Genomic DNA, 26,432 nt, shown 5'->3' on the forward strand with positions numbered 1-26,432 from the left:
GGGACGCTGGCACGGTCCCGGCCCGGCATCCCGTCACCCGACCCGCCGGTCACGCTGTGGAGAGGAATCCTGCTGTGCCACGAGGGGAACTGCGCATCTACCTCGGTGCCGCACCCGGCGTCGGCAAGACCTACGCCATGCTCGAGGAGGCGCAGCGCCGCGCCGAGCGCGGCACGGACGTGGTGATCGGGTTCGTCGAGACCCACGGCCGCAAGCACACCGCCGCCATGATCGGCGAACTGGAAATCGTCCCCCGCCGCGCGATCACCTACCGCGGCGCCGAGTTCACCGAGATGGACCTCGACGCGGTTCTGGCCCGCCGCCCCGAGGTCGCCCTGGTCGACGAACTCGCTCACACCAACGTGCCCGGCTCCCGCAACTCCAAGCGCTGGCATGACATCCAGGAACTCCTCGACGCCGGGATCACCGTCCTCACCACGGTAAACATCCAGCACCTGGAATCGCTGAACGACGTGGTCGCCCAGATCACCGGGACCACCCAACGCGAAACCGTCCCCGACCAGATCGTGCGCGCCGCCGAACAGGTCGAACTGGTCGACATGACCCCCGAGGCGCTGCGCCGGCGGATGGCCCACGGCAACATCTACCGCCCGGACAAGATCGACGCCGCGCTCGGCAACTACTTCCGCGTCGGCAACCTCACCGCCCTGCGCGAGCTGGCCCTGCTCTGGCTCGCCGACAAGGTCGACGAGCAACTCGACGCGTACCGGGCCCAGCAGGGCATCTCCGCCACCTGGGAAGCCCGCGAGCGGGTCGTCGTCGCGCTCACCGGCGGACCCGAGGGGGGGACCCTGATCCGGCGCGCGGCCCGGATCGCCGCCCGCAGCAAGGGTGCCGACCTCCTCGCGGTGCACGTCGCCCGCAGCGACGGGCTCGCCGGAGCCGACCCGGCGCAGCTCGCCCGGCAACGGGTGCTGGTGGAGAGCCTCGGCGGCACCTACCACCAGGTCCTCGGCACCGACATCCCCGCTGCGCTGCTCGACTTCGCCCGGGGCGTTAACGCCACCCAGCTCGTGCTCGGTGCCAGCCGCCGCGGCCGCTTCGCGCAACTGTTCTCCCGCGGAGTCGGCGTGACCACGACCGCACTGTCCGGGCCCATCGACGTACACCTGGTCACCCACGCCGAGGTCCGTCGCGGACGGCCCGGACCGACGGTGCCGGCCGCGCTGTCCCGGCGACGCCGGCTGTACGGCTTCGCGCTCACCGTCGCGGGCATGCCCGCCCTGACCGCACTGCTCAGGGCGCTGCCCGACCTCACCCTCACCAACGACATCCTGATCTTCCTCGCCGCCGTCGTCGGCGTCGCGCTCGTCGGCGGGCTCTGGCCGGCGCTGCTCGCCGCGCTGGGCGGATCCCTGCTGCTGAACTGGTTCTTCACCCCGCCCTTCTACACGCTGACCATCGCCGAGGCGGACAACCTGCTCGCCCTCGGCGTCTTCGTCGGCGTCGCCGTAGCGGTCAGCTGGGTGGTCGACCTCGCCGCCCGGCGCACCCGCGAGGCGGCCCGCGCGTCCGCCGACGCGCAGACCCTCGCCACCGTCGCCGGCAACGTCCTGCGCGGGCAACGCCCGCTGCCGGCGCTGCTGGAACGGCTCCGGGAAACCTTCGCGCTGCGCGCGGTCAGCGTCCTGGAACTGGTCGCCGAGGCCGCCGGGCGCCCCGGCCGGGACCGGGAGGAAGACGCCTGGCGAGTCGTGGCCAGTGTCGGCGAGGCGCCGGCCGGCAGCCCGAGCGCAGGCGAAACGACGGTACCCGTCGACGACCGGCTCACCGTCGTGCTCTCCGGCCGACGGCTGGAGGCCGCCGACCGGCGCATCATCGAGGCGTTCGCCGCGCAGGCCGCCGTCGCGCTCCGGCAGGAACGCCTCGCCGAGGAGGCCGCCGCCGCCCGGCCCCTGGCCGAGGCCGACCGAATGCGCACCGCCCTGCTCACCGCGGTCAGCCACGACCTACGCACCCCCCTCGCATCGGCAAAGGCCGCCGTGTCCAGCCTGCGCAGCCGCGACGTCGACTTCGACGCCGAGGACCGGGACGAACTGCTGGCCACCGCCGACGAGTCACTCGACCGGCTCGGCCGGCTGGTGGCCAATCTGCTCGACATGAGCCGCCTGCAGGCCGGGGCCCTCGGCATCACCGCCGCGGCGATCGGCCTGGAAGACGTCGTGCCCCGGGCCCTGGACGAACTCGGCCCGCAGGCGGCCGATGTCACCGCCGACATCCCCGCCGACCTGCCGGCCGCCACCGCCGACCCGGGCCTGCTGGAGCGGGTCCTGGTCAATCTCGTCGCGAACGCCCTGCGCCACAGCCCGCCCGGGCGGCCACCCACCATCACCGCCAGCGCCCACTCCGGCCAGGTCGAACTACGCGTCATCGACACCGGCCCCGGCATCGCCGAGGACCAGTGGGAACAGGTTTTCCTGCCGTTCCAGCGCCTCGGCGACCGCGACAACACCACCGGCGTCGGCCTCGGCCTCGCCCTGTCCCGCGGCCTCGCCGAGGCCATGGGTGGCAGCATCACCCCGGAGACCACACCCGGCGGAGGACTCACCATGGTGCTGCGGCTGCCCGCCGCCACACCGGCCGAACCCACGGAGGGCCCGCAGGAATGAACCGGATCCTCGTCGTCGACGACGAACCGCAGATCTTGCGCGCCCTGCGCATCAACCTGCGCGCCCGCGGCTACGACGTCGACGTCGCGGCCACCGGCGCCGCCGCGCTCAGGGCCGCCGCCAGCCACCCACCCGACCTCGTCGTACTCGACCTCGGTCTTCCCGACCTCGACGGCGTCGACGTCATCCGCGGGATCCGGGGCTGGACCACCGTCCCGATCATCGTGCTCTCCGGCCGCGCCGGCAGCGACGACAAGGTCACCGCCCTCGACGCCGGTGCCGACGACTACGTCACCAAACCCTTCGGCGTCGACGAACTCCTCGCCCGCATCCGTGCCGTCACCCGCCGGCACGGACCCGGCGCGGACGCGGCCAGCCCCACCGCGCGGGTCGGCCGGCACACCGTCGACCTCGGCGCCCACACCGTAACCCGCGACGACGGCACCGAGATCAGACTGACCCCCACCCAGTGGGGGGTGCTCGAAGCACTGCTCCGCAACCCCGGGAAGCTGATCAGTCAGCGCCAACTCCTCCACGACGTGTGGGGCCCGGGATACGAGACCGAGACCAGCTACCTGCGCCAGTACATGGCGCAGCTACGCCGCAAGCTCGAACCCGACCCCACCCGGCCCCGCCACCTCATCACCGAACCCGGCATGGGCTACCGCTACCAGCCTTGAACCGGCAGGACGCGACGCCGCGACCGTCCCACGTCGCTGGCAACCGCGCCGTGAGAGCATGCGGTTCATGACCCTGACCCGTCCGAGGGCAACGCCGAGGGCACGTACCGCGGATGGCCGTCGTACCTGCGCGGCGGGCGCATGCTGAACCGACGACCGACATGGCAGCGGCGTAGCAGCGGGCTGCGGCATCCGGCGCAGGTGATCGCTGTCGGTTTCGGCGTCGCGGTGGCCGTCGGCACCGGCCTGCTGTCACTACCCGTGGCCACCCGATCCGGCGAACGGGCCGACCTGGTGGACGCGCTGTTCACCGCGACCTCCGCCGTCTGCGTCACCGGCCTGGCCACCGTCGACACCGGCAGCTACTGGTCCGGCTTCGGCCAAGCGATGATCCTCCTGCTCATCCAGGCGGGCGGGCTGGGGATCATGACCCTCGCGACGCTGTTCACCGTGCTGCTGTCCCGCCGGCTCGGCCTGCGGGCCCGGTTCCTGGCCCAAGCCGAGACGAAGAGCCTCACCCTCACCGACATCCGTGCGGTGGTCCGCCGGATCGTGCTGTTCAGCCTCGTCAGCGAAGCCGTCGTCGCGGTGGTGCTGACCCTGCGCTTCGCCACCGCCTACCACATGCCGTTCGGCGAGGCGCTGTACGACGGGGTGTTCCACGCGGTGTCGGCGTTCAACAACGCCGGGTTCTCCACCAACGCCGACAACCTCGTCGGCTACGTCACCGACCCCTGGATCTCGTTGACCATCGCCGCCGCGGTCATCCTGGGCGGGCTGGGATTCCCCGTCGTGTTCGAACTCCTCAAGTGCTGGCGCCGCCCGGCGTTGTGGTCGGTGCTGACCCGCATCACCGTCGGCCTGACCGCCGTGCTGCTCGTTCTCGGCACCGCCGTTCTCACCCTCACCGAGTTCTCCAATCCGCGCACCCTCGGCCCGCTCGCCGGCCCGGAGAAGCTGCTGGCCGGATTCTTCGCCTCGGCCATGACCCGCACCGCCGGGTTCAACAGCGTCGACATCGGCGGGATGCGACCGGAGAGCCTGCTCGCCAGCGACGTGCTGATGTTCATCGGTGGCGGCAGCGCCGGCACCGCCGGCGGCATCAAGGTGACCACCTTCGGGCTGCTGGCGTTCGTGCTCTGGTCGGAGATGCGCGGCGAGATCCACGTCAACGTCGGTCGGCGGCGCATCTCCGCCAGCAACCAGCGCCAAGCCCTCGCGATCGCCCTGCTCGGCGTCGGCGCCGTGGTCACCGCCACGTTCCTGCTGCTGGCCATCACCCCGTACCGGCTGGACATCGTGTTGTTCGAGGTGGTGTCCGCGTTCGCCACCGTCGGCTTGTCCACCGGCATCACCGCTAACCTGCCACCAGAGGCCGACGTACTGCTGATCGTGCTGATGTTCGCCGGCCGCGTCGGTCCGCTCACCCTGGCATCGGCGCTGGCGCTGCGCGACCGTAACCGCCGCTTCGAGCTACCCGAGGAGAGGACGATCGTTGGCTGAGGCACCCACCGAACCGGTCGTTGTGATCGGGCTGGGGCGGTTCGGCACCGCCCTGGCTCTGGAGCTGGTCAATCGGGGCACCGAGGTGCTCGGCATCGACCACCGCCCGAAAGTCGTGCAGGCTCTCTCCGGGCAGCTTCCGCACGTGATCACCGCCGACTCCACCGACATCGAAGCCCTGCGGCAACTCGGCGTCGCCGAGTTCCACCGCGCCGTGGTGGCCATCGGCACCGACATCCAGGCCAGCATCCTCACCACCAGCCTGTTGTCCGAACTCGGTATCCCTGACATCTGGGCCAAGGCCATCAGCGCCCAGCACAGCAACATCCTCACGCGCGTCGGCGCCCACCACGTCGTCGCACCCGAACACGACATGGGCGAACGGGTCGCCCACCTGCTCTCCGGACGGATCCTCGACTACGTCGAAGTCGACGCCGACTTCGCCGTCGTCAAGACCACCCCACCCCGCGACATCGTCGGCGTACCACTGCGCGAGTCCCGGGTCCGTGGCAAGTGGGGCGTGACTGTCGTGGCCGTCAAGCCAGAGGCGGCCGTACCAGGCGGCAGACCACGCGTCTTCACCTACGCCACGCCCGACACGGTCCTCGCCTACGGCGACCTCATCCTCGTCGTCGGCACCGTTGACAACGTCGAACGCTTCGCCACCAGTGACTAGAAGCCGGTCAGGAATGGGCGTCGGCCCACATGATCGCGCTGCCCGTGGAAGGTCGCCGTTCGTCGCCAGGTGGATGAGCAGACAGTTGGTGCTGCGTCCGGCAACGTTCACCGGGTCTCCGGTGGGTTGTGGATCCCCGCCGAGTTGCCTTTCCCCTCCTGGTTGCCGAGTGTCGGCAATTGTCCTGCCCGATGTCGGCCGAATGCGGCCCTGGATGCCGGACGGGCGTGAGCGCCACGATGTGGAGCATGACCAACGACCTTGCCCTGCTCGCCGAGGACTTGACGAAGTTCTACGGCCAACGCCGCGGCATCGAAAGTCTCACCCTTGAGGTCCGCGTCGGGGAGGTGATGGGCTTCCTCGGGCCCAACGGCGCCGGAAAGACCACCACCATCCGGCTGCTGCTGGACTTCCTGCGGCCGACCTCCGGCCGCGCGACCGTGCTCGGGCTCGACCCGCGCCGGGACAAGGCCGCCCTGCACCGGCAGATCGGCTACCTACCTGGCGAACTGGCGTTTCCCGGCAGGGAGAAGGCAGAAGACCTGCTGCGGTTCTTCGGTGACGCCCGGGGCGGCGTGGCCTGGTCGCGGGTGACCGATCTGGCCGAGCGGCTCGACCTGGACCTGTCCCGCCCGGTACGCACCATGAGCAAGGGCAACAAGCAGAAGGTCGGCCTGGTGCAGGCGTTCATGCACCAACCGGCGCTGCTGATCCTGGACGAGCCCACCAGCGGCCTGGACCCGCTCATGCAGCAGGAGTTCCTGGCCATGGTCCGCGACGCCCGCGACGCCGGCCAGACCGTCTTCATGTCCTCCCACGTCCTCGCCGAGGTGCAGCAGACCGCCGACCGGGTGGCCATCATCCGCGACGGCAGGCTGGCCGCGGTCGAACGCGTCGAGTCGCTCGGCAAGCGGGCCGTCCGATCGGTGGAGATCCACTTCGACGATCCCGTGGATCCGGCGGAGTTCAGGGTCCTCCCCGGGGTCAGTGACGTGGCGGTGTCCGGGCCGGTGCTCCGGTGCACGGTGGATGGCCGCCTCGACCCCGTGATCAAGGCGGCGGCACGACACGAGGTCGTGGACATGCTGTCGGCCGAGCCCGACCTGGAGGAGACGTTCCTGTCGTTCTACTACCACTCGGAAGGAGCCGGCGATGCTTCCCGCGCTGGTGCGTAAGACCTGGCGCGACGACCGCCGGGCGCTGATCGGTTGGGCCGCCGGCGTCGCCCTCTTCACCGTCATCTACACCTCCTTCTACAGCCAGTTCCAGGGAGCCGCGGAACTGAAACAGGACGCCCTGCCCCAGGGAATGCTGGACTTCCTCGGCATCGCCGACATGCTCTCGCCGGCCGGCTACCTGCAGGCGACGATCTTCAGCCTGATCGGGCCGCTGCTGGTCCTCATGTGCGCGATCACGTTGACCGCCCGCACGATCGCCCGGCCCGAGGAGGACGGGGGCATGGAACTGCTGCTGGCCAACCCGCTGTCCCGTGCCGCCTTCGCCGGACAGCGCCTCGCGGCCACGGGCAGCGCCATCACGCTGGTCGCGGCCATCCCGGTGATCCTCCTGATGATCATCGTTCCCCAGGTGGGCATGGACATTCCCCTGTCCAAGGTCGCGGCTGCCGGCGTCGGCCTGATCGCCCTGGTGTGGTGCTTCACCGGTGTCGCCTTCCTCGCCGGCGCGGCCACCGGAAAGCGGGGTACGGTTCTGGCGGTCACCGGTGTGCTCGCCGTCACCACGTACATGGCCAACGCCATCGGCGGCATGTCCGATGGCTGGCAATGGGTGCGCTGGCTGTCCCCGTTTCACTACTTCATCGGCACCGATCCGCTGCACACCGGCTGGCACCCGGTGCCACTGCTCGCCCTCGTGGCTTTCGGCGCCGTGACCACGATCGTCGGGGTATTCATGTTCGATCGCCGCGACGTCGGTGTCTGAAGCGGACCGTGGTGGCCGCCAGCAGTATCGGGGCGGCCACCACAACGCCCAGAAGGAACAGCCCAGGGGCGCCCACACCTGGCTGGCCCAAGGCTTCGAAGACCTCTTGCGCGCCCCGGCCGCCGACCAGCGGGGCGAGGCTGCCGCCCGGCTGGGCGCCCGTGCCGCAGATGAGGACCTGCAACCGCACGACCTCGTCGACCGCGTATTCGCCGCTGCCGGCGTCTGCTGGAACACGTCGCCCCTCGACCCCGCCGACAGCCCCACCGCCGTGTACAGCCGCGTCGCGACACTCTTGGACACCGCACATTCGGTGCTGTCGGCCGCCCTCGACGGCTACCTCGACCAGGCCCGCGCTGAGCTGGTTCGTCACGACACCGAACGTGCCGCGTTCGTCAATGACCTGCTCACCGGCCGAGCCGAACCCGGCAGCCTGGCCGAACGCGCTCACCGCTACGGCATCCGCCTGTCGGCCACCCACACCGTTCTGGTCGCCCGTACGCCCCGCCTCACCGCCGACCTCATCCACCGCGTCGACGCGGCGCTCGCCGCCCGGTTCGGCGCAGGTAACACCCTCACCACCCTGCGCGAAGGCGACCTGGTGTGCATCAGCGCCGGGGGCCTACGGGGCATCGACGCCGAACTGGCACACCTGCTCCTCGCCGAACTCGGCGCCGAAGGCTGGCAGGTGGCCGTCGGTCGCCCCCACCCCGGCGTGCGCGGCCTGGCCACCTCGCTGGACGAGGCCCGCAACGCCCTCGACCACGCCGCCAAACTCGGTTTCACCGCACCCGTCCTCAACGCCGCCGACCTGCTGGTCTTCCCCGTCCTGCTGCGCGACCGCGACGCGATCACCGACCTGGTCACCACCGTCCTGGGTCCCCTCACCACCGCCCGCGGCGGCGTGCAGCCCTACCTGGACACCCTGTCCGTGCTCTTCGACAACCAGGGCAACCACACCGCCACCGCCCGTCAGATGCACCTCTCCGTACGCGCGGTCACCTACCGCCTCGACCGCATCCACCACCTGACCGGCTACCACCCCAACGAACCCACCCAACGCTTCACACTCCACGCCGCCGTGCTCGGCGCCCGACTCCTCGGCTGGCCCGAGGGGGTGTCAGCAAGGTAGGTCGGCGTGCCGGCACTCCATGACTGCTGCGCCGTGTCAGCGGTGTGAGCCTGTCGATCGCCCGTGGCAAGATCTGCCAGGTGCAGATCGGGATGCTTGGACCGTTCGAGGTCCGCACGGACGACGGCGTCCTGGCCGACGTGCCGGGCGCGCGGTTGCGCGGGCTGTTGGTCGCCCTCGCGCTCAGGCCAGGTCACGTAGTCCCGAAGGCGACACTCGTCGACTGGATCTGGGGTGGACACCCGCCCTCTGACGCGGCGAACGCCCTGCAACGCCTGGTTTCCCGGCTGCGGAAGGTGCTTCCGGAAGGGTTGGTCGAGGGGCAGACGGACGGCTACCGGTTGACGGTGGAGCCCGACGCCGTCGACGCCGTACGGTTCGAACGTCTCGTCGGCCGGGCCCGCGACGGCGAGGACCCGCAGCGGGTACGGCGGCTGCGCGAGGCCCTCGCGTTGTGGCGCGGTGCGGCCATGCAGGACGTCGGTCTGCCCGACAGCGCGGCGCTCGACGCGGCGGCCACCCGGCTCGAGAGGCTACGCGTGACCGCCATGGAGGATCGGTTCGACGCGGAGATCAGCCTCGGTCACGGTGCGGAGCTGGTCACGGAACTGACCGACCTGGTGGCCGTGCACCCGGTGCGAGAACGACTCGTCGCTGCGCTGATGCGTGCCCTCGCCGCGACCGGTCGCGATACCGAGGCGTTGCTCGTGTACCAGCGCACGAGCGAAGCCCTGGCCGACGCGCTGGGCGTCGACCCCTCACCGGAGCTGTCGGCACTGCACGTCGCGCTGCTGCGGGGCGAGCTGGGACGGCGGGAGGAAAGCCGGCGGACCAACCTGCGTGCCGAGCTGACCAGCTTCATCGGCAAGGACGACGCGGTCGCCGCGGTTGGCGCACTCGTCGCCGAACACCGGCTCACCACCCTGATCGGGCCGGGCGGCTCGGGGAAGACCAGGCTGGCCACGGAAACCGCGCGTAGGCTGCTCGACGACCTGCCGGACGGCGTCTGGCTGGTGGAGCTCGCCGCCGTCGGCGCCGACGGCGACGTGGTGCAGGCGACGCTCACCGGGCTCGGCCTCCGGGACGCTCTGCTCGGCGAGGCGCCGAACGTGGAGCTGATCGACCGGCTCATCGCCGCGATCCGGGAGCGGGAGGCGCTGCTGATCCTGGACAACTGCGAGCACGTGATCGAGGCGGCGGCGGCGTTCGCCCATCGGCTGCTCGGGGAGTGCCGGCGGCTGCGGATCCTGGCGACGAGCAGGGAACCGCTCGGCATCACCGGCGAGGCGCTGTGGCCGGTCGCGCCGCTGGCCTTGCCGGACGGGGACGCCAGCCCCGGCGAGATCGCGTCCTCTCCCGCCGTCCGGTTGCTGCGGGACCGGGCGAGCGCGGTGCGCAGGGATCTCGGCGTCGACGCCCTCACGCTGTCGACGATGGCGCGCGTCTGCCGGGCGCTGGACGGGATGCCGCTGGCGATCGAACTGGCCGCGGCCAGGTTGCGCACCATGTCCGTCGACCAGCTCGCCAACCGGCTCGACGACCGGTTCCGCCTGCTGACCGGCGGCAGCCGTACCGCGTTGCCCCGGCACCGGACGCTGCGCGCGATGGTCGACTGGAGCTGGGAGCTGCTGACCGACGCCGAGCGAGCGGTCCTGCGCAGGCTCTCGGTGTTCTCAGGCGGGGCGAGCCTGGAGGCGGCCGAGCGGGTCTGCGCCGGCGACGCGGTCGAGCAGGAGGAGGTGCTCGATCTGCTCACCGCGCTGGCCGAGAAGTCGCTGCTGGTCGCCGAGGGCGAGGGCGCTCCGCGCTACCGCATGCTCGTCACGATCAAGGAGTACGCCGCGCACCGGCTCGCCGAGGCGGGGGAATCGGATCTGGCGCGCCACGCGCATCTCGTCCACTTCACCGAACTCACCGAGGAGGCGGAGCCGCAGCTTCGCCGCGCCGACCAGGTGACATGGCTCGCCCTCCTCGAGGCCGAGCACGACAACATCGCTTCGGCGATGCGCGGTGCGCTCGCGGCCGGCGAGGCGCATGCGGCGATGCGGCTGGCCGCAGGCGCCGGCTGGTACTGGTGGCTCGGCGGCCACCGGACCGAGGGCATGGAGCTGATCACCGCGGCCACCGAGACGCCCGGTGAGGTGCCCGACGAGATCCGGGCCACGGTGTACGCGCTCGTGGTGCTGTTCCTGAACTCCGGGCCGGGCGACGCACACCATGCGGCGGAGTGGATCCACAAGGCGTACGAGTTCAGCCGGCGCAGTCGAGGCAGCCACCCGGGGATGGCGCTCGTCGTCCCGCTGGAACGCATGTTGCGGGAGCCGGACGCGCTCCTGCCCGCCTGGGAAACACTGCTGGACCACGAGGACGCCTGGGTACGCGCACTGGCCCGGCTGCACCTCGGCAAGATGCGGATCATCCTCGGCCAGGACGGGCGGGATGTGGACGCGCATTTCGAGCGTGCGCTCACCGAGTTCCGGGCCCTCGGCGAACGGTTCGGGATCTCGTTCGCCCTGACCGAGCTGGCGGAGCTGATCGCCGTACGCGGTGAGTTCGCCGCTGCGTGCGAGCACTACGAAGAGGCGATCGCGGTCGTCACCGAAGTCGGCGCCATCGAGGACGTCATCCGGATGCGATCGCGACAGGCGCGGCTGTACTGGTTGCTGGGCGATGAGGATGCCAGCGCGGCCGCCACAGCCGAGGCGCAACGGTTCGCGGAACGGGTCACGTGGCCGGGCGCGCTGGCCGAGCTGGCGCTGTCGAAGGCGGAGTTCGCGCGCTGGAGCGGTGACGCCGAGGAGGCGTACAAGCAGCTCGGAGTCCTGACAGCTCTGCTGGGCAACGACGCGGAGCTGGCCGGCATCCGCGCGGGGACCCACGACCTGCTGGGCTACCTGACCGACGATGTCGACCAGGCCCGTACGCATCGCGTGGCGGCGTGTCAGGCGGCGATCGAGGCCGGCTACGCACCGTTGATCGCGCAGGTGCTCGTCGGCGTCGCGGACCTGGCGCTGCGTCGCGACGAGCCCGAGCAGGCCGCGCGGCTGCTCGCCGCGAGCGCTGGTGTGCGTGGACTGCCGGATCGCTCCCACCCGGATGTGGCCCGGATCGAGCAGACAGTGCGGCGCCGCCTCGGCGAAGCGCGGTTCGCCGAGGCGGCTCGGGAGGGCACCGAGACGAGCTGGAGTCAGCTGGTCGAGGTCACGCTCGCTTCGTGAACGTGGAACGCGCCCACAGGTACCCGACGAGAGCGATGCCGACGCACCAGGCGAGGGCCGGGATCACGTCACCGGAGGACGGTGCACCGTTGAGGAACCCGCGCAGGGTTTCGATGATCGGCGTGAAGGGCTGATACTCCGCGAACTCCCGGAGCCCGGGCCCCATCTTGTCCGCCGGCACGATCGCGCTGCTGAAGAACGGCAGCATGACCAGCGGCACGGAGGCCAGACCCGCCGTTTCCGGAGACTTCGCCGACAATCCCAGGGCCACCGTGAGCCAGCCGGCCGCAAAACCGAGCAGCACGACCATGCCGATCGCGCCGAGCCAGTCGAAGAAACTCGCCGACGGGCTGAACCCCAGCAGGAAGGCCACCCCGATGAGGGCCGCAATGGCGACCAGGTTGGTCAGCACAGTGGCGATGACGTGACCGGTCAACACCGCACCGCGGGAGACGTGCATGACTTTGAACCGGTTGATGATGCCCTTCGTCATGTCGGAGTTCACCGCCGTCGCGGTGGACCCGAGCCCGTAACAGACAGCCAACAGCATCAGCCCCGGCGTCGCGTAGTCGATGTAGTCGACACCGACGTTGAAGGCGTCTCCGAACATGTACACGAACATCAACATGATCACGACCGGCATCAGGACCGCGTTGAACACCGAGGTCGGATTCCGGGCGATGTGCTTGAAGTTGCGACGCAACATGACCATCGAGTGGGACTTGGTGCTCATTTCGCGGCCACCTCCGTGGTACGGCCCGTCAGGGCGAGGAAAACGTCATCGAGGTCCGGCGTCTGCACGGAGAGTCCCTCGGCACTGATCGCGTACTCGTCGAGCCGGTCCAGCAGAGCCCGCAGCGACCTCGTCCCGCCGTCGCTGGGAACCCGCAGGGCCAGTGCCTCGTCGTCCCGGGTGGAGTCGCTGAGGACCCGCGCAGCCGCGTCGAGTTCGGCGACGGTGGTGAACCGGAGCCGGACATGAGTCCCGGGGATCTGGCGCTTGAGGTCGTCGGGGGTGCCCTGAGCGACCAGCCGGCCCTGATCGAGTACCGCGATCCGGTCGGCGAGCTGATCGGCTTCCTCGAGGTACTGGGTGGTGAGGAAGATGGTCACACCGTCGGCCACCAAGTCACGGATGATCGACCACATCGTGCGTCGGCTGCGCGGATCGAGTCCGGTCGTCGGCTCGTCGAGGAAGATGATCCGCGGGTTGCCGACGAGCGTCATCGCCAGATCCAGCTTCCGGCGCATACCCCCGGAGTAGGTCGAGACCGGCTTCTGCGCCGACTCGACCAGGTCGAACCGTTCCAGAAGCTCCGTCACGAGCCGCTTCCCGCCCTTGGCGGGCACCTGGCTCAGGTCCACCATCAGCTGCAGGTTCTCCCGCCCGGTCAGCAGTTCGTCCACCGCCGCGAACTGGCCGGTCACCCCGATCGCCGCGCGCACCGCCTTGGCCTCGGTCACGACGTCGTGTCCGGCGATGCGTACCGTCCCACCGTCGGCTTTCACCAGCGTGGTCAGCACGTTCACCGTGGTCGTCTTACCCGCCCCGTTGGGACCTAGTAGGGAGAAGATCGTCCCCGCGCGGACATCCAGATCGATGCCGTCGAGCACGACCTTGTCCTTGTATGCCTTGCGCAATGCTGAGGCCGCGATCGCTGAACTTGTCATGCGACCACCATGGGCGCCCGGCCTGTCAGCCGCCTGACACGACCCTGACACGGCCACTGACACGGGTTTCTACCTCGTCACAGCGAATAGCCGTCAGCCTCGCTTCGCGGAACCTCAGCTCGTTGGCATGAGGGTGCGTCGCTACGCTCGCGACGGCTGCCAACCGGTTCAGCCGGCGGCGTGGGGCGGCCGGGCATCACCTCGGTGAGCTCGTCCACCACCTTTCTCCGCCTTGCGGTGCTCGATCATCTCGAACAGGTTGGCGTAGCGGTACAGGTGGTCGAAGTCCTCCAGCACCCCGAACTCGTACGCCTGCTTCAGGTAGGGGTCGGGCTCCATCCGCGCCACCCGCGCGGTCAGGTCCACCGCCACCTGCTCGTACGCGATCGTCGTCTCCAGCGCGCGCTCGGGATCGCCGGCAGCAGCCAGTTCACCACCCGCTGTTGCTGCGCCTCGACGTAACGCAGGTACGCCAGCTTCCCTCGGCCCTGGCTCATCACCACCTGGGTTCCGGGCACACCCCGCCGACCGGACCCCCGTCACGCGAGCCTCCGACGCGGCCAGATCCATGGCCACTTTCCTGACGGCTCTCCACCAACCCGCCCCCAACGGCGCGCCCGCAGGCCGGGACCGCGGCGGGCCACTGACCGACCACGCCGGGGGATTCGCCAAGGCGCTCACCTCCGCCACCGCGCGAGGGCTGATCGACGACCCGGACGCCGTCCGCGCCGTCTGGCACGACGCGGTCACCGCGCCTCAATGGACGGGCCCGGCGCTATGGCTCCACGCCGACCTGCACCCGGCCAACGTCCTCACCACCGACGGCACCTTCTGCGGCTTGATCGACTTCGGCGACCTCTGCGCGGGCGACCCGGCATATGACCTCGCCGCCGGGTGGCTCCTGCTCCCGGACGACACGACCGAACACTTCTACGCCGCCTACCAGCCGACCCCGGACACCGCCACCACGCGCCGCGCCCGCGGCTGGGCGATCGTACGCGCCCTCAGCGGCATCCTCATCGGCGACGACGGTGTCCACGGCCGTCCCGGCGGCAAGCCCACCTGGGGCCCACCCGCGCACGCCGCCCTGCAACGCCTCACCGCCACAATCCGCTGACCCGGCGATCGCCACGGCGTCCGACAAACGGCGTGATCAGCCATCCGCGTATCGGCACGATCGAACGTCGAGCGCCCGCACGTCTGTCACGTAACGCGACTCCACGTCGAGGACGTGGCCGGCGCGGCGGGTCTACGCCTCCCTAGGGTCCCCCCGCACCCGGAACGGGGTTGAAGTCGTCATCGACCAGGCCGAGCCGGTGCGCCAGCACCGCCGCCTGCACCCGGTTGCGCAGCACCAGCTTCTCCATCGCCGCGGACACGTGCGTCTTGACGGTGGTCACCCCCAGATGCAGCCGCGCGCCGATCTCCGCGTTCGACAGCCCAGCGCCGACCAGGGCCAGGACCTCCCGCTCCCGGACACTGAGCAGCCGCAGCGCCGCCGCCGACCGGTCGGGCTCGCGTTCCCGGTCGTGGGCGGCGAGCGCCCGGCGCAGGACCCGGGCCAGCACCGGCGGCGCCAGCAGCGCCTCCCCCCGCGCCGCCCGGCGTACCGCGTCCACCAGTTCCTCCGGGGCGCCGTCCTTCACCAGGTAGCCGATCGCGCCCGCACCGAGCACGCCGTACACGTTGACGTCGTCGGCGAACGTGGTCAGCACCACCACCCGAGCGGACGGCTGCCGGTCCAGGATCCGCCGGGTCGCCTCGATACCGTCCATCCGGGGCATCCGCAGGTCCATGAGGATCACGTCCGGCCGCAGCCGCTCGGCGAGGCGGACCGCCTCGTGGCCGTCCCCCGCCTCACCCACCACCTCGAAGCCACCGGCCGTCCGCAGCAGCAGACCGACCCCCGCCCGGACGAGCGTCTGGTCGTCCACCACGAGCACCCTGATCATGTGTTCTCCCTGATCGGTAGCCGGGCCCGCACCCGCCAGCCACCGCCGTCCGTGGCCGTCGCGGCGAGCGTGCCACCGAGCAGGCCGACGCGCTCCCGCATCCCGTTCAACCCGTACCCGGACGCGGGCAGCACGGGATGCCGCTTCACCGGCCCGCTGTCCAGCACCTCCAGCAGCAGCCCACCGTCGACCACCCGGACGTCCACCGAGGCGATCGCCCCGGGCCCGGCATGTTTGAGAGTGTTGGTCAGCGCCTCCCGCACCACCCGCGCGGCCGTCGTCCCCACCACCAGAGGCACCCGGTCCAGCGCGGCCGGGTCGCTCATCTGGACCGCGACGCCCGCCTCCCGTACCCGTCGGGCGGCGTCCCGGATCACCTGCGCCGGCTCCACCTGGGGGTCGGCGGGCTCGACCGCCTCCGGGTCCCGGAGCACCTCCAGCAGCTCCCGCAGCTCGTCCAGCACCTGCCCGGCCGTGTCGCGCAGCTCGCCGAGGGCGGAGACCGCCTCCTCGGTCCGGCCCGTGTGCTGCACGGCGTACCGCGCCGCGCCGGCGCGCAGGGCGATCGCCGCGATGTGGTGGGCCACGATGTCATGCAGGTCCCGGGCGATGGCCGCCCGCTCGGCGAGCCGGGCCGCCCGCGTCTCCGCCGCCCGGCGCTCCTCCACCTCCCGGGCACGCTCCTCGGCCGCCACCGCGGCGTGCCGCACCCCGCGCAGGTACCGACCGAACGCCACCGGCGCAGCAACGACCCCGGCCAGCATGATCAGGCGGATCATCCCCGTGCCGCCGGAGAGGACCCCGGCGTCGCCGTGCCGCAGGACGTCAACCAGCGTCACCCCGAGGAAGAGGACGTAGGCCGCCGCCGTCGAGGCCCGGCCGCACCAGTACGCGACGTAGCCCAGCGCGACCGCCGCGGCGAGCTGCGCGGTGCCCGCCCCGGCCGGCGTCACCGCGTCGGCGACGAGCAGCAGCGCCGACTCCGCGAACAGCACCGGCCAGGGCCACCGCCGTACGGCCACCAGGGCGAGCCCGGCGAGAACCGCGAAGACCCCCGCCCACTCCTCGCGGGCCACCCCGGGCCGGGCGAGCCAGGTGCTGGCCAGCCCGAGGCCAGCCGTGACCAGCCCGAGCAGCAGCTCCCGCCACCAGCCGCGTCGCCCACCCATCACCTGGCCAACCATACGGAGGGACGGCGTCCCCGCCGGCCCTCCCATCGGCCGCCATGCCTCCTCCAGGTGGCCGATACGCCGACCCCCGGCACGAGCCCCGCCCCGCCGTCCCGTACCTAGCGTCAACCGGCGTGACCAGTGACGCGCCGACCTTCCTCGCCCAGTTCATCCGACACCCGCTCACCACCGGCGCGGTGTTGCCCAGCGGGACCACGCTCGCCCGGGACATCACCGCCGCGGTACCGCGGGTGGGGCATCCCCTGGTGGTCGAGCTCGGGCCGGGGACCGGGGCATTCACCCGGACCATCCAGGAACGGCTGGCCGGCCGCGGCCACCACCTGGCGGTCGAGCTCAATCCGACGTTCGCCACCGGCCTGGCCCGTCGGCACCCCACCATCGAGGTGGTACGCGCCGACGCCGCCACCCTCGGGGAGTTGCTGGCGGAACGCCGGCTGGTGTCCGCCGACGTGGTGATCAGCGGGCTGCCCTGGGCCGCCTTTCCCGCCGGGCGGCAGCGGGCGATCCTCGACGCCGTGGTCGGATCGCTCGGCGCTGGCGGAGTGTTCACCACCTTCGCGTACCGGCACGCGCTGCCGACCCGCCCGGCGCGGCGCTTCCACTCGCTGCTGACCAGGGCCTTCGACGAGGTGACCGTGGGCCGGACCGTCTGGACCAACCTGCCGCCGGCCCTGGTCTACCACTGCCGCCGCCCGCTCCACCTCGACCGCCGGCACGCGGGCCGCCCGCCAGCGAGGTAGCCGCACAGCGGCAGCTGGCCGGTTCTACGACTTCCCGGCCGAGCACTGGTACACCTACGCACCTCGAACCCGATCGAGTCCACCTTCGCCACCGTCCGGCACCGCACCCGCGTCACCAGGGGGGCCAGGCAGCCGCGCCGCCGGCCTCGCGATAGCGTTCAAGCTCATCGAGGCCGCCGAGGACCGGTGGCGGGCGGTCGACGCACCCCACCTCGTCGCTCTCGTCCGCGCTGGCGCGCGGTCTACCAACGGACTCCCTGGCCGAACGTGAGGAGCCGCGCTGCCTGATGGACGCCCCCCAGCCGATGACCGACGAGGAACTCGCCGAGATCGAGGAGCTTGCCGACGCAGCGACTCCGGGTCCATGGCACGTGCGTCAACTCGACGATGACTTCGCCATGAGCCTGGTCGCCATCAGCACAATCCCGGGCACCGGGCTCGCTGAACGCTGGCCGGACTTCGACCATCACGAGATGGTGGCCGCCACCCTCGTCCAGCACCCCCGCTACGTCGATATCGCGGACGAACGCTGGGACGAGAACGCCCAGTTCATCGCCAGCGCCCGCCGCGACATCCCACGCCTGATCGGTGAGATCCGAAGGCTCCGCCGCCTCCTCGCGGCCAACGGGGGAAAGACCACCGGGGACTGACCGGCCTTACGTCGACCACCCAGGTAGCCGATGAGAGCGCGTCGCTTGACCAGACACCCGCGCGATCAAAGCAGTTCGCCGGCGCAGCGTTCATGATCGCCGCAGCCATAGCAGGTGTATCGCATGCAGTCGGTGCAGATCCCGAGGTTTTCCAGCCGGTACCGGTCATGGCAGGTGGAACAGATCTCGCGGCTGGTGAGCATGGCGTTCCAGCCGACGGACCCGCCATTGAGTTCGTACGAGGCGGCGACGAACTCGGCCAGCTCGGCATCGTACGCCGGAGCCGTCGGGTCGCCGATCTTGCAGTTCAAGCTCCAGCAGTACACCGCGAAGAACGCCGTGCCGGTGACCAGGAAAGCGCGACCGCGTCCGTCCCGGACCCAGGCGTCACGGAGGTGCCGGACGCGTTCCTGGAAGGGCCGCGAGTCGTCCAACATCACGCGGTCGCCAGTCATCCTGGCATTATGCGGGCGGGGTCAAGTGGTGATCGGCACCAGATCACCTCGTTCAGCTCAGCCTGCATCTGCGCCGTGCATCGTTGGGGGCGGCCCCTGCCGCTCTGTGACCCAAGCCACATGCAGTTCCTGTCAGCAATCGGGGCGCCGTTCCGCTCAACTCGCGGAAGCAAGCGAACCGACGGGAGCAAAACATGAAGCACCGCATCGTCGTCCTCGGCGCCGGCTATGCCGGGGCCCACGTGGCTGGGAACCTGGCCCGCCGGTTGTCCCCGGCGGACACCGAGATCACCGTGGTCAACGCCGAGCCGGACTTCGTCCAGCGGCTGCGGCTGCACGAGCTTGCGGCCGGCCACGAGATCAAGGCTCCGAAACTCGCCGACGTCTTCGCGGGCACGGGGATACGGCTACGCCTGGCCCGTGTCACCGCCGTCGACCCCGAGCGCCAGGTCGTCGCCGTGGCCGACGCCGACGGCGGCGGCGAGCTCGGCTACGACACGCTTCTCTACGCGCTTGGCAGCCACGGCGACGACCACGGCGTCCCCGGCGTGGTCGAGCACGCCTTCGACATCGCCGCCCGGCCCTCGGCCCTGCGCCTGCGCGAGCGCCTGGACAGCCTGGGCAGGCGGGGCGAAGGCGGGCGTGTGCTGGTCGTCGGCGACGGGTTGACCGGCATCGAGACCGCCACCGAGATCGCCGAAGCCCGGCCCGGCCTGTCGGTGACGCTGGTCGCCCGCGGCGAGTTGGGCGCCCGGCTCTCCGCCGGAGCCCACAGACACCTGCGCCAGGCCTGCGCCCGGCTGGGCATCACCGTCCTGGAGCACACCAAGGTCGAAGCCGTCGAAGCGACGCGGGTGCTGTGCGCCGACGGCACCGCCCGGGCGTCCGACGCAACCGTGTGGACGGCCGGGTTCGCCGTCAACCCCATCGCCGCCGCCAGCGGGCTGGAGGTCACCGAGAACGGTCGGATCGTCGTCGATCGCACCATGCGGTCGGTCTCGCACCCGAACGTCTACGCCGCCGGCGACAGCGCCTACGCCATCGGCGACAACGGCCGGCCGCTGCCGATGTCCTGCGCTTCGGCCGGCTTCACCGGTCAGCAGGCCATCGAGGCGATCGTGGGACGCCTCACCGGCCGTAAGATCGCGAACACCAAGCTGGTCTACCCGGGCAACCACATCAGCCTCGGGCGGCGGGACGGGATCCTGCAGCTGGTCGACGACGAAGCGCAAGCAAAGCCGAAGTACGTGGGCGGCCGGAAGGCCGCGCGGATCAAGTCGGGCATCCTCAAGGTCTCGCTGTGGGCCACCTCGCACCCGACCTTCGGCCTGCCCAAGCGTAAGCACCGCCTGGCCGCCGCGCCGGATGCGTCCGCCACGAAGGCGGTCGGCGTAGCCGCCTAGGGTGATCCGCGTGGACAGCACCACCACCGATCGCTTCGATGCCAGTCGGTTCGAGGCCAGCCGGAACCGGCTGGCCTCACTGGCGTACCGGCTGCTGGGCTCCGCCGCCGACGCCGAAGACGCCGTGCAGGATGCGTTCCTGCACTGGCAGGCCGCCGACCGGCAGCGGATCAAGGTGCCGGAAGCATGGCTGACCAAGGTCGTCACCAACCTGTGCCTCGACCGGGTCCGCTCGGCACAAGCACGCCGTGAACGCACCATCGGCGCCTGGCTACCCGAACCGCTCCTCGCCGGCGACCCGATGCTCGGCCCGGCCGACACGTTCGAGCAGCGCGAATCGGTCTCCCTGGCCGTGCTGACTCTCATGGAGCGCCTGTCACCCCTCGAGCGGGCCGTCTACGTTCTGCGCGAGGCGTTCTCCTGCAGCCACGCCGAGATCGCCGAGATCCTCGACATCACCGAGTCCGCGAGCCAGCAGCACCTCCATCGGGCGCGGCGCCACATCGCCGCCGCGCGCCGACGCGGCGGCGGCGAAGTCGACCCGGCGTCCGCCCGCAGGATCGTCGAGGAATTCCTCGCCGCTGCCTCCTCGGGCCGCACCGAACGGCTGGTAGCGCTGCTCACCGACGACGCGACCGCGATCTCCGACGGCGCCGGCCTGACCGAGACGCTGCAGCGGTACGACACTCCGCAGCGCGTCGCCGCCGTCGTACGGGCCGGCTTCAAACCCACACCCGCGAAACGGCGACTTGCCGGCGGCACGCCCGCCATCCACTACGCGCTCGTCAACGGCAGCCCCGCCATCCTCTTCGTGCTCGGCGACCAGGTCCTCGGGGCCGTGGCGTTCGACATCACCAACGGCAAGATCGCAACCGTGCGCGGCATCGCCGCCCCCACCCGCCTCGCCCGCCTCGCCGAAGCCTGGCGGCAGCACGAACCGGACACGCCGCTCATCGCCCAGTGGTGACCCGATGCCGGCCGCGGCCAGGCGCAGCATCCGCGCTGCGATGAACCGCTCGCGTAGCGCGACGACGTGACCGTGACCCCGATCATTCCGCGCCTGGTCTTCGTGCCGCGCCTGCGCCTCCACCAGCTGATGGTGCGCGCCGAGCCGCCGAGGTCCGTGGCGTCCCGTCTGGGCGGCCCTGCTTGTCGCCCCGTGTCCAGAGCACGGCCCCGTCGGCGCCGCGGGGGTGCACGTGCACCGCCCCGGCGCCGAGCCTGGCACGCCGGCATAATGCCTACGTGTCGCACGCCGATCTCACGTTGTCTGCTTGGTTGGACCTGTCCGACGAGGCCGCCGGCCGCACCGCCGCTGCCATCGCGCGTAGCACCGAGGTCCGTCTCGCTGGCATGGGCCCGCATGCGTACGTTGGCCGGACCGGGCGGGTCGCATTTTTCGACCGCGACGGCATCCGCTACGCCTTGGTGCCAGGCGGCACCGTACAGCTCGGCCATGACGCCGACCGCTTCGTTCCCAGCGCCCGGCAGCTCACCGACTTCACCACGGCCACCGCACAGTACGACCTGACCAGGCCGCTCGGCCGTTTCGTAGCCGAGGCCACCTCGCCGCCGCGCCACGTGTTTCTACCGGCCCGGCTCGTCGCGGTTCGCGCCGAGGAAGCCGACGCGCTGCTGGCAGCCGACGACGAGGCCGATCTCGACGACAGCGACGAGGAGTACGACCACGCCTGGCTGATGGCCGGACTCGATCGCCGCGGCCTGCGACCGCCGACTCCCGACGAATGGGAGTACGCCTGCGCAGCCGGGGCCACCCACCTGTTCCGCTGGGGCGACGAGTATCCCGAGGGCGAACCCTACGGCGACGTGCCCCTAATCCAAGAACCGAACCTGTTCGGCCTGGTCATCGGAGACGACCCGTACCGGGCCGAGTTCACCACCGACCCAGCGGTCCTGTGCGGCGGAGACGGCGGCGCGGCACTGTGCGGTGGCTATGGCAGGTTTCTGACCTGGCTCACCCTCGCCACCGCCTACCGCGACCCGGACCTGGCGGAGGCCGTCTACGACGGCGGCCTCACCGGAGAGACTCCGGTGCGTCCCGTCCTGGAGATACCTTGATCAGTGGTTCAATCCCGCGTCAGGCGCTCAGCGTGCTCAGTTTCCTTCGTTGAGACGTCGCTGTGTCGACTGCGGTGCAGCCGCCACCGAGTGGTTGTGTCGTCCGGGCCCCGCAGCTCGCCGCTGGACAGCGCCAGGTCGATGCGTTGACGGACGACAGGTTCCATGTCGGGCTCGACAGCGAACAAGATCCTCAAATGCAACTCGCCATCGACCCAGTCCGCGTGACTGTGGTGCGGCGCCAGGGGGCACGGCGGCTCATGATCCCAGCGTCCGCACAACGCCGCCGTGATCGCTGCCCCCGGGGCCCGCAGATCTGCCCCCGCCTCCATGACGAGGACTGCCTCATGAGCGAACGCCTGTCGCACGCGCTCAGTGTCTCAGGAGGCTTCGCGCCGCAGGCCAAGAACCCCTGGAACGTGCCTGAGCCGCAAGCCTGCCAGTGAGCTGTTTCAACCCTGACGTGGAGCTGGCGTGACGGTTCACCACTGGCCCCACCCGCGGGGCCGATCTCGCCAAGAGTCAAGTAACGGTGCGTGAGGCCAAGACTGCTGGTGCGGCTGCGCGGCAGTGCGCGGATCTGCCGATGAGCGCGCTCCAGGCCGTCGAACACATGGGGTGTCCTATCCTGCGCGTGTGGGGGCAGCATCGGATGGCCAGGGGCGCGGGTTCGCCGACGAACGGCGCGCGTATCGCGAAGCGCGTGGGTGGCTGCTATACGCCATGCACGAGCTTCCAGCTGGCGTGCTGTGGGGTCCGAACGCCGCGACGGCGGCTGAATGCGCCGAGATGCTCCATGGCCTGGACGATTTCGCTTCCCTGTGCAGTCGGCTTCAACTGACTGATCACGAGGAGTTCATCGAACAATGTCGGTGGCACTTCGATCACTATCCCCACTACCTCGGTCGTCGACGCCACTTCGTCGATTACGCCACCTACGTGGCGGATCGGGCAGGGCCGATGACCGTGTCAGCGCCGCCGATGCCGCGACAGTTCGGGAGCTGATGGAACACATCTGCGTAGGCACCCACGCACTCTCATGCCGCGATCCGCGCGCTACGCAGGGTTACGTGACCGCTCGCGGCTCGCGGTGCGGATCTGCCGACGAGAGGGCGTCGCGGTCGCTGTTGTACCGATGTGAGTTCGCCGAGAAGTGGCCGTGAGCGCCGGCCTGGCCGCACAGGTCTTGCATGGCGACCGTACTTCTCGGCGATGTGCGGGTCCGCTGGCAGACGCTGATTGTCGGCGGGCTACAGGTTGTTGATTCGGGCCAGTAGGTCTGCCTCAGTCAGGTTTTCCAGGGCCGCGTCCTGCTTGCGGGCCAGGACCGCCAGCAGCTTCTCCTTCTCCAGCTTCTTGGTCGCCGCCGCCTTCGCCGCCTGGTCCTCCGTGAGGCGGACGGCGATGACGTGCTTGACGACCTCCAGCTTGGTCTCCAAGGTTGCTTTGGCTGGATTGGCCTCGGTGGCCACGAACGACTCGGTGTCGACGGCCTTGAGCTCGGCGTTGACCGCCTTGGCCACATCATCGAGGCTGAAGCCGGACTTGGCGGTCAGCGGAAGCTCCCACAGCTGTTCAGTGGTCAGCAGTCCCTTGGCCGACGGATAGCGGAACTTCTCCCGTGTGGCCTTCTCGAAAATGGTCACGGTAGCCTCTCTGGGATATCTGGGTAGGGAATCAGAACTGGATGCTGATGAGGCGGCGCCGGCCGCCGGTCGTGGTCACCTTGGCGACCACAGAGCTGCGGACCGTGGAGCTGAAGCCGAGGCCGGACAGCTGATCCGGAGACGGCTCGCACTTAGTGCGGTCGCCGAGAACCTCGAACACCTTGCGGTGCGGTTGCAGGTCGCTGCGGAGGAACTCGTTGTAGATCCCCCGCGTCGGCTGGTCATTCACGCACCCCTTCAGGATGAAGAAGTAGTGCCGGTTCCCGACCTCGTTGTCGTCGAAGTAGTTCGGCGAGTACATGATGGTGGACACCGGTACGAACTGTTCGGTGGTGATGCCCCACAACTCCTTGCCCGCACTGCCCGGCTGCACGTCCTTACCCGGCCGGAAAGCGGTGATCACCCCGCCGGCAACCGTCATCCGGCCCACCTCGACGGTCTCCTTGTGGCTGACCGCGCGCTCGTGGCTGTAATGCTCGATCTTCCCGTTGCTCTCGGTCTCGATCACGAAGCCGACCTGGGTGCTGTCCCGCTTGCGGTACTGGTTCACCTCGATCCGGTACTCACCGTCGGGGACACGGTCGGTCCAGGTGACGTTCTCCACCGGCTCGCGGGAGAGCGTCCCGCCGGCGTTCATGTCGACGTCCAGCTTGTTGCGCTTCTCCTGGTACCAGATGTGGTCGCCGTTGGGTTCGTACACGTGCAGGTCTAGGTCGTCGTGGTTGAACCAGGACAGGCTCACCCGCAGCTTGCCGGTGACGTTGCCGCCGGCCCGCTTGACCTTCTCCCTGATCGAGTCGGTGACGTTGCCGCCGTACGACCAGCCGAAATCGTTGTCCCACTTGAACAACCGCGGAGCAGCCGGGCGCCGGCCGGTGGTGAGGCTGACGAGGTGCGGCTCGTAGGTGTTGGCGACCCACAGGTCGATGGTGGCGGCGCCGGGCAGGATGTCCTTCATGAAGGAGACCACGGGGATCTCCTCCGGCTTGGCGTCGCGAAGGAGCCCGCCTGACGACCGGGTGGTGGCCGCCTGCATGAGCAGCCCTTCGATGCCGTCCTTCATCCGTGCCTGGGTGTCGTTGTCGACCCACAGCACGTTGGTGACCGACACATCGGACAGCCGGGCGAACCGTCGCTGCAACGACTCCTCGATACCCAGCTCGGCAATGGTCCTCATGGCGGCCTTGACCATGCCCGGGGTGATCAACGCCGTGGGGCGCTGGTAATTCTGCGGCGCCACCTTCGCCTCGAACGACCGGACCGCCTGCTCCAGGTCGACGCCCGCGGAGAGGTCCTGGACGAGGGTGCCGATCACTGTGTTGCGGAACCGGGCCGCCGGGTTCATGGCGTTGGCGAAGACGAAGGCACGTCGGTCGGTCGCCTGGGTCCACCGGTTCTGCAGCGAGCGGAACTCGGTCACCGCCCGGCGATGCTCCGCGCCGCGGTAGAGGGCGTTGTCGTCGACGAGGTCGACGACGGTGTCCAGAGCGTGCCGGGTCAGCTCGGCCAGGCCACGCTGGAAGACCTGCACCGCGGCGTCAAAGTTGCCCTGTGCCGCGCCGACGTCCTCGATGCGATGCCGCTTCTCCACCCGGCCGTGCAGGTGGTGCCACACCTCGACCTGGCCGTCGCGCAGCGTTCGGGTGGTCTTCGTCCCGTACTGCGCCTGAGTGGACCGGAAGATGGTGGACAACGGCAGCGAAAGAACGAACTCGTCCAGAGCGGCGGCGACGACGGAGAAGACCGGGTCGGATGCCGACACCCCGGACCAGACGGTACGGACCCGCCCGTCGTGGATCTCGACGACGTTGCCGAAGTGCTTGATGAAACTGCGGCAGGTCGAGCAGTCGTACTCGGATCGCTCACGGAACCGCAGATTGGTGCCGGCGGGGAAGGAATCGAGAAAGGTGAGCCAGAGTGAGTCCCGGTCGAGACCGTCGCCGACGGCGTACAACTCACCCCTGGACATCGTGGACAGACGCGAAGTCACATCCGTCACGAACTGCTGGAAATCACCCACCGTTTCATCCCCCTTGATCGCCGGAGATCCTACGCAGCGAACGCCAATCGGAGAAACGCGTTTCCGGCTGTCCGCGCGGTCACAGACGGGCGCCGGTGGCCGGCGGTCAGTCGACCGGAGCCCGTACGGCGGTGGGGTGCCGGGCCGGCGGTCAGCAGTTTCCGCCAGTTGGCCGGTGGCGCCGTTGAGTACATCCCGGCTCACGCTGTGGTTGCCTTCCCGGGCACCGACAGGCCTGGGTGGTCGAACAACTTCTCAGGCACGCCAGGCTCGCACCGAGGGACCGTGCGAGCGCGCGCTCGATCAGGTGCTCGTTCATGCCGCTTCAGGTGGGCTGGTGTTCATCGCAGGTGGTGACGCACGGTGATGTATGGCTATCTCTCCTGCTTCCGCTTCCCCTGTCGTGCTGGCCGATCAACTCGTTGTGCGCGCCGCGGTGTCGGCCTTCCTCGGCCGTTACCGTGGCCAGACTCGCGTCCACACCGAGTCCGACCTGCGGGTCTTCCTGCGCTGGTGCGCCGAGCGCGGCCTTGACCCGCTGGCTGCGGCGCGGATGGACGTCGAGCGGTACGTGCGCTGGCTGCAGGACGTACGCCTGTACCAGGCTTCGACGGTCTCGCGGCGCCTGTCGGTCGTGGTCGGGTTTTATCGGGTCTGCGTCATCGACGCGATCCTGGAGCACTCGCCGGCCGACTACGTCCGTCGGCCACGGTGCCGTCTGAGTCGCCGACCCTTGGGCTGGGTCACCTGCAGTTTGAGGCTCTGATCACTACCGCCCGGCTGTCGGCCAACCCGAACGACTTCGCCTTGGTCGCGCTCCTGGGT

The 26,432-nt window shown here is 70.2% G+C and carries 24 protein-coding genes and 2 pseudogenes; 17 read left to right on the forward strand and 9 right to left on the reverse strand.

Annotated features, from left to right (window positions below; translation table 11 throughout):
- Nucleotides 1–74 precede the first annotated feature (74 nt).
- From ACGFZ2_RS03810 to ACGFZ2_RS03845, 8 genes are all read left to right on the forward strand, one after another.
- Entirely contained in the window at nucleotides 75–2,630 is a 2,556-nt protein-coding gene (locus tag ACGFZ2_RS03810; RefSeq protein ID WP_393449861.1) for a DUF4118 domain-containing protein, read from the forward strand.
- The gene (locus ACGFZ2_RS03815) at nucleotides 2,627–3,310 is read left to right on the forward strand and encodes a response regulator (protein ID WP_393262071.1); all 684 of its coding nucleotides are present in this window, start codon (nucleotides 2,627–2,629) and stop codon (nucleotides 3,308–3,310) included. The genes ACGFZ2_RS03810 and ACGFZ2_RS03815 overlap by 4 nt, the downstream gene beginning before the upstream one ends.
- 141 nt (nucleotides 3,311–3,451) lie before the next feature.
- On the forward strand, nucleotides 3,452–4,813 hold the full coding sequence (locus tag ACGFZ2_RS03820; protein WP_393449864.1) for a TrkH family potassium uptake protein: 1,362 nt from the start codon (nucleotides 3,452–3,454) through the stop codon (nucleotides 4,811–4,813).
- Nucleotides 4,806–5,489 carry a potassium channel family protein gene (locus ACGFZ2_RS03825; protein WP_393449867.1) on the forward strand — a complete coding sequence of 228 codons (684 nt, stop codon included), beginning with the start codon at nucleotides 4,806–4,808 and terminating at the stop codon, nucleotides 5,487–5,489. Before ACGFZ2_RS03820 ends, ACGFZ2_RS03825 begins: the two co-directional genes overlap by 8 nt.
- A gap of 248 nt (nucleotides 5,490–5,737) precedes the next feature.
- Nucleotides 5,738–6,664 (forward strand): ABC transporter ATP-binding protein, encoded by a 927-nt coding sequence (locus tag ACGFZ2_RS03830; RefSeq protein ID WP_393262063.1) that lies wholly within the window; start codon nucleotides 5,738–5,740, stop codon nucleotides 6,662–6,664.
- Nucleotides 6,642–7,430, forward strand: coding sequence for an ABC transporter permease subunit (locus tag ACGFZ2_RS03835; protein ID WP_393449870.1), 789 nt, complete (start codon nucleotides 6,642–6,644; stop codon nucleotides 7,428–7,430). The genes ACGFZ2_RS03830 and ACGFZ2_RS03835 overlap by 23 nt, the downstream gene beginning before the upstream one ends.
- A complete protein-coding gene (locus ACGFZ2_RS03840) occupies nucleotides 7,423–8,562 on the forward strand; it encodes a PucR family transcriptional regulator (protein ID WP_393449873.1) in 1,140 nt (379 codons plus the stop codon). Before ACGFZ2_RS03835 ends, ACGFZ2_RS03840 begins: the two co-directional genes overlap by 8 nt.
- 80 nt (nucleotides 8,563–8,642) lie before the next feature.
- Nucleotides 8,643–11,780 carry a BTAD domain-containing putative transcriptional regulator gene (locus tag ACGFZ2_RS03845; RefSeq protein WP_393450237.1) on the forward strand — a complete coding sequence of 1,046 codons (3,138 nt, stop codon included), beginning with the start codon at nucleotides 8,643–8,645 and terminating at the stop codon, nucleotides 11,778–11,780.
- Here the strand turns inward: ACGFZ2_RS03845 and ACGFZ2_RS03850 are convergent.
- From ACGFZ2_RS03850 to ACGFZ2_RS03865, 4 genes are all read right to left on the reverse strand, one after another.
- Nucleotides 11,764–12,513: an ABC transporter permease gene (locus ACGFZ2_RS03850; protein ID WP_393262055.1), complete on the reverse strand. Its 750-nt coding sequence runs from the start codon at nucleotides 12,511–12,513 to the stop codon at nucleotides 11,764–11,766. The genes ACGFZ2_RS03845 and ACGFZ2_RS03850 overlap by 17 nt on opposite strands.
- Nucleotides 12,510–13,451 carry an ATP-binding cassette domain-containing protein gene (locus ACGFZ2_RS03855; protein ID WP_393450240.1) on the reverse strand — a complete coding sequence of 314 codons (942 nt, stop codon included), beginning with the start codon at nucleotides 13,449–13,451 and terminating at the stop codon, nucleotides 12,510–12,512. The genes ACGFZ2_RS03850 and ACGFZ2_RS03855 overlap by 4 nt, the downstream gene beginning before the upstream one ends.
- 168 nt (nucleotides 13,452–13,619) lie before the next feature.
- Nucleotides 13,620–13,817 carry a hypothetical protein gene (locus ACGFZ2_RS03860; protein ID WP_393262050.1) on the reverse strand — a complete coding sequence of 66 codons (198 nt, stop codon included), beginning with the start codon at nucleotides 13,815–13,817 and terminating at the stop codon, nucleotides 13,620–13,622.
- Nucleotides 13,808–13,969, reverse strand: a complete 162-nt coding sequence (locus tag ACGFZ2_RS03865) for a hypothetical protein (RefSeq protein WP_393449876.1) — start codon at nucleotides 13,967–13,969, stop codon at nucleotides 13,808–13,810. The genes ACGFZ2_RS03860 and ACGFZ2_RS03865 overlap by 10 nt, the downstream gene beginning before the upstream one ends.
- On the opposite strand from ACGFZ2_RS03865, the pseudogene ACGFZ2_RS03870 reads away from it, so the two are divergent.
- A pseudogene (locus tag ACGFZ2_RS03870) lies at nucleotides 13,929–14,568 on the forward strand (phosphotransferase); the annotation flags it as partial. The gene ACGFZ2_RS03865 and the pseudogene ACGFZ2_RS03870 overlap by 41 nt on opposite strands.
- A 142-nt stretch (nucleotides 14,569–14,710) precedes the next feature.
- Here ACGFZ2_RS03870 and ACGFZ2_RS03875 read toward each other — a convergent pair.
- Together ACGFZ2_RS03875 and ACGFZ2_RS03880 are read right to left on the reverse strand one after the other, a co-directional pair.
- The gene (locus tag ACGFZ2_RS03875; protein WP_393449879.1) at nucleotides 14,711–15,403 is read right to left on the reverse strand and encodes a response regulator; all 693 of its coding nucleotides are present in this window, start codon (nucleotides 15,401–15,403) and stop codon (nucleotides 14,711–14,713) included.
- Nucleotides 15,400–16,572 (reverse strand): sensor histidine kinase, encoded by a 1,173-nt coding sequence (locus ACGFZ2_RS03880; protein ID WP_393449882.1) that lies wholly within the window; start codon nucleotides 16,570–16,572, stop codon nucleotides 15,400–15,402. Before ACGFZ2_RS03880 ends, ACGFZ2_RS03875 begins: the two co-directional genes overlap by 4 nt.
- A gap of 134 nt (nucleotides 16,573–16,706) precedes the next feature.
- Between ACGFZ2_RS03880 and ACGFZ2_RS03885 the strand changes: the two genes are divergently transcribed.
- From ACGFZ2_RS03885 to ACGFZ2_RS03895, 3 genes and pseudogenes are all read left to right on the forward strand, one after another.
- Nucleotides 16,707–17,333, forward strand: a complete 627-nt coding sequence (locus tag ACGFZ2_RS03885) for a class I SAM-dependent methyltransferase (RefSeq protein ID WP_393262042.1) — start codon at nucleotides 16,707–16,709, stop codon at nucleotides 17,331–17,333.
- A 22-nt stretch (nucleotides 17,334–17,355) separates the two neighbouring features.
- A pseudogene (locus ACGFZ2_RS03890) lies at nucleotides 17,356–17,604 on the forward strand (IS256 family transposase); the annotation flags it as partial.
- 16 nt (nucleotides 17,605–17,620) lie between these two features.
- Nucleotides 17,621–17,983, forward strand: a complete 363-nt coding sequence (locus ACGFZ2_RS03895; RefSeq protein ID WP_393449885.1) for a hypothetical protein — start codon at nucleotides 17,621–17,623, stop codon at nucleotides 17,981–17,983.
- A 65-nt stretch (nucleotides 17,984–18,048) separates the two neighbouring features.
- Here ACGFZ2_RS03895 and ACGFZ2_RS03900 read toward each other — a convergent pair whose 3' ends face one another.
- Nucleotides 18,049–18,438, reverse strand: a complete 390-nt coding sequence (locus ACGFZ2_RS03900; RefSeq protein ID WP_393449888.1) for a hypothetical protein — start codon at nucleotides 18,436–18,438, stop codon at nucleotides 18,049–18,051.
- A gap of 194 nt (nucleotides 18,439–18,632) precedes the next feature.
- Here ACGFZ2_RS03900 and ACGFZ2_RS03905 point away from each other — a divergent pair, with 194 nt between their 5' ends.
- From ACGFZ2_RS03905 to ACGFZ2_RS03920, 4 genes are all read left to right on the forward strand, one after another.
- Nucleotides 18,633–19,841, forward strand: coding sequence for an NAD(P)/FAD-dependent oxidoreductase (locus tag ACGFZ2_RS03905; protein WP_393449891.1), 1,209 nt, complete (start codon nucleotides 18,633–18,635; stop codon nucleotides 19,839–19,841).
- Nucleotides 19,842–19,851: 10 nt separating this feature from the next.
- Nucleotides 19,852–20,808 (forward strand): sigma-70 family RNA polymerase sigma factor, encoded by a 957-nt coding sequence (locus tag ACGFZ2_RS03910; protein ID WP_393262032.1) that lies wholly within the window; start codon nucleotides 19,852–19,854, stop codon nucleotides 20,806–20,808.
- A 278-nt stretch (nucleotides 20,809–21,086) separates the two neighbouring features.
- Complete coding sequence (locus ACGFZ2_RS03915; RefSeq protein WP_393449894.1) at nucleotides 21,087–21,920, forward strand: hypothetical protein; 834 nt, start codon at nucleotides 21,087–21,089, stop codon at nucleotides 21,918–21,920.
- Nucleotides 21,921–22,556: 636 nt separating this feature from the next.
- Nucleotides 22,557–22,925 (forward strand): hypothetical protein, encoded by a 369-nt coding sequence (locus ACGFZ2_RS03920; protein ID WP_393449897.1) that lies wholly within the window; start codon nucleotides 22,557–22,559, stop codon nucleotides 22,923–22,925.
- 245 nt (nucleotides 22,926–23,170) lie between these two features.
- On the opposite strand, the gene ACGFZ2_RS03925 is transcribed toward ACGFZ2_RS03920, so the two are convergent.
- Together ACGFZ2_RS03925 and ACGFZ2_RS03930 are read right to left on the reverse strand one after the other, a co-directional pair.
- On the reverse strand, nucleotides 23,171–23,566 hold the full coding sequence (locus tag ACGFZ2_RS03925) for a hypothetical protein (RefSeq protein ID WP_393449900.1): 396 nt from the start codon (nucleotides 23,564–23,566) through the stop codon (nucleotides 23,171–23,173).
- A gap of 31 nt (nucleotides 23,567–23,597) precedes the next feature.
- A complete protein-coding gene (locus ACGFZ2_RS03930; RefSeq protein ID WP_393450243.1) occupies nucleotides 23,598–25,607 on the reverse strand; it encodes a hypothetical protein in 2,010 nt (669 codons plus the stop codon).
- Nucleotides 25,608–26,010: 403 nt separating this feature from the next.
- Between ACGFZ2_RS03930 and ACGFZ2_RS03935 the strand changes: the two genes are divergently transcribed.
- On the forward strand, nucleotides 26,011–26,373 hold the full coding sequence (locus ACGFZ2_RS03935) for a site-specific integrase (RefSeq protein WP_393449903.1): 363 nt from the start codon (nucleotides 26,011–26,013) through the stop codon (nucleotides 26,371–26,373).
- The last annotated feature ends 59 nt before the right edge of the window (nucleotides 26,374–26,432 follow it).

Source organism: Micromonospora sp. NPDC048063, assembly GCF_043202855.1.
GTDB lineage: Bacteria > Actinomycetota > Actinomycetes > Mycobacteriales > Micromonosporaceae > Micromonospora.